The sequence below is a fragment of the Haloferula sp. A504 genome (assembly GCF_044385805.1).
Lineage (GTDB): Bacteria > Verrucomicrobiota > Verrucomicrobiia > Verrucomicrobiales > Akkermansiaceae > Haloferula.
On record NZ_JBISBU010000124.1, the window covers coordinates 1 to 2,907 of the forward strand.

Genomic DNA, 2,907 nt, shown 5'->3' on the forward strand with positions numbered 1-2,907 from the left:
ACGCTGGTGAGCTTCGCCGTCGAGCGTGGCGTGCTGCGGATGTACCTGACCGGCCCGAACGGGGAGGAGCTGGTGTATTCGGGAACCCAACAACTCTAGGAGAAGATGAAGACACCGAAGGATGACCGGAGAAGGCAGGGCGGCTACGTGTCGTATGTGATGGTGCTCTCGCTGGGTATCGTGGTGCTGGCGATGTTGATCAACAGCTACCGGACGTCGATCCGCTCGCATGAAAGCCAGAAGGAAGTCGGTCTCCGCATCGACTACTCCGAAAAGGAGGATGAAATCCTGAAAGCCATCGTGAACATCACACCCAACCGGGCGATCAGGGCGATGATGGGTGGCTCCAACGCCTCGTCCTCGGCGCGAGACCCCTTGCGCTGGCAGAATATCTTCGGCGATGCCCTGGATCAGGCAAACGCACGGCAGGCGGTCAGCGAACAGATGCTGGCGGGTCTCGACCTCGGCAGCTCGATTCTGGCGAATCCCGGCGACGGCTCGTTCTCGAATGTCGGGGCGGTCTTCGACGCCATTGAACCGGAGTCCGGCTATGTTGCGCCGGGCATCGGCAGGGCGCTGGGGGTGGGATTTCCTCCGCCCCTCGAATCGTCCAATACCACGCTGGTCTCGCGCGACCGGATCTATCCCATCATCAGCCGGGAGAAGGTCCACGGGCTGCTGGCCGCCACCGAGGTTGGATTGCCTGTCGACGAGTATCCGCAGTTCAACCTGATTCCCTTTCCCGAAATCCGCTTCGCCTATTGCGAGCCGGGCCAGCCCTTCGTCGCCAAGCGCAACTGGTGGGCCTTCAGCCTCGACCTGGCCGATGCCGATGACGGATTGACCGGAATGGATCGCAAGGAGCGGGACTTCATCGTGTCGATCTATGAGGTTCCCTCGCAGTTGGCCATTTCCGCCGAGGCCTTTGCGGTCCTCGGCGCGCATGAAGACGGAACCGCGTGGCAGAACGCGGTGGTGGAGGGCGGCGTCTTTGCGACCCGGGCACGCGTGGGTGCCGGGCTCAGCCTGCCGCGGCTTTCCGGCCGGCGGGGGGTGGAGATCGACTCCTCGGTAACCATCGGAGAGCACGATGTGGGTCTGGAACCCTTCGCTCCCGGTGTTCGCGAGAAGTTTGAACTCGATCACGGCGAATTCATGCCCGTGTCGCTGGCTTCGGAAGCGGGCCGGGCCGCCTTCCTTCCGATCAACCGCGGCAACCAGTTTTTTGATCGCCACGCTCATGCGGTCGAGTCGAACACGCTGTCCCCGACCACCTGGAACGACTATTCCGTCGGTGCCCTGCAGTGCGCGATGAGGCTTGATGTGACCGAAGTCGCGGGTGAGTTCAACCCGATGCCCACCGAGGTGGAGTTCCAGTATTTCAAGGGCGGCGCGCGCGAAATTCTCAAGGTGTCGCTCGTTCAGGATCCCTCGACCGGGTTGCCGCCGGGCTACATCTACTGCGCGAACGAGAACCAGACCGTGAACTTCCCGCATCCCGTCGACGTGGCCTACGGAAAGAACGGAAGCTACTACTTCCAGGAGGGGGTGTCCGGATCGATCACCTTCGACAACGCCCGCTTCGGTGATCCACTGGTGGGGACCTTCAAGGCCGGCTACTACCGGCCGAGCCTGCCGTTCCGAACCGAACTCCTGCACGATCAGAAATGGTGCATCGAGGTGCTGCCGCAGCGTTTCCCCGAGTTTCTTGAGTTGCTGGGAGCGGATGCCACCGATGTGAACCATTCCCTCGTGGTCAACGTCGACTACCCGGGGAATGCCTACCTGAGTGCTCCGTCCATCCCCTGCGCGGAGGAGGACTACGGAGTGATCCTGAGGGAGTGCGCCGACCTGACCTCGTTTCCGAAGGGGTTCTCGCTCGTGACCAACCTCCGGCTCTACATCGCGGACGACTTCAATTCGGTTGAAACGACGCCACCCGCAGGCAGTGGGCTGCCGCTGCCGTACTACCCGCCGGCCTCGCTGTTCGCGCCGGAGAAGCGCTATGGCGCCGAGGTCGATCCGCTCAAGCTCTCGATCACCGGCCAGGTTGGTAGCCTTGCCGGAGACGGGGGGGAGACCGGCAGGAAGGTCCATTTGCTCGACATGACCGCCGGCAGCGAGAAGGGCGTGGATCACGGAAGGATCAATGTGAACCTCTCCCAGATCCGCCACCCGGCGGCGCTTCCGCCGGTGGCGATGATGAACTGGCTGATCGTCGTCGAGGAACGACGGGCCGAGTTCTACACCGCGGCCGGGCCCTGATCGCCCTGCGCCCACCACGCGATCGCGTGGGTTGCCAGAAGAGAGCTGATTTGTTAAGTTCTCTTAGATGTTCACCCCAGCGTTCCATCCAGGAGCGGTCGGTCGGCCGCGCTCCGCGCCCCGGCACCGCCGTGTGCGGCGCGGTTGGGTGATGATCGAGGCCGCGTATGCGCTGAGCTTCCTCACGGCGCTGTCGCTGGTGCTGCTCAAGCTGTCGATCAACATCACCGCGCCCCGGCAGTGGACGCTGCAGCAGACGGTGACCGACGCCTACCTGACCTACGAGAAGGCCCTGGCCCAACGCCTGCCCTTCGCCGACCTGCTGGACGACGACTCCCCGTGGCCGGCCTACCCGGACAAGAGCGAGGAAGTCGTCTCGCTGGGCAAGCTTCCGGGAGGGGCTCCGATCGAGGGGCGGGTGATCCGCACGCGCATTCCCAACCGGGACAACTTTCCGGTCGATGGAGGCCGGGGTACGACGGCGGACAACCCGGCGGGAATGAGGGTGTGGAATTTTCAAAGCCTGCTGGTCTACGAGATTGGCGGACGTGACTACGTGAAGAGCCGGACGGTGGTGAGATCGCAATGAGGAACCACGCACCAGACGGAACACGGAAAGGGCGGGGTGGCTACACCCTGCTG

Annotated in this window: 2 protein-coding genes; both read left to right on the forward strand. The window is 63.5% G+C overall.

Going from position 1 to position 2,907, the window contains the following annotated elements:
• Nucleotides 1–105 precede the first annotated feature (105 nt).
• A complete protein-coding gene (locus ACG2LG_RS23640) occupies nucleotides 106–2,265 on the forward strand; it encodes a hypothetical protein (protein WP_396263307.1) in 2,160 nt (719 codons plus the stop codon).
• Between the two features lie 151 nt (nucleotides 2,266–2,416).
• Nucleotides 2,417–2,854 carry a hypothetical protein gene (locus tag ACG2LG_RS23645; protein WP_396263309.1) on the forward strand — a complete coding sequence of 146 codons (438 nt, stop codon included), beginning with the start codon at nucleotides 2,417–2,419 and terminating at the stop codon, nucleotides 2,852–2,854.
• Nucleotides 2,855–2,907 lie beyond the last annotated feature (53 nt).

What these genes read in the sequence shown, in the direction of transcription:
- ACG2LG_RS23640 (WP_396263307.1), top strand. Translation starts at nt 106, where the DNA reads ATGAAGACACCGAAGGATGACCGGAGAAGGCAGGGCGGCTACGTGTCG.
- ACG2LG_RS23645 (WP_396263309.1), top strand. Translation starts at nt 2,417, where the DNA reads ATGATCGAGGCCGCGTATGCGCTGAGCTTCCTCACGGCGCTGTCGCTG.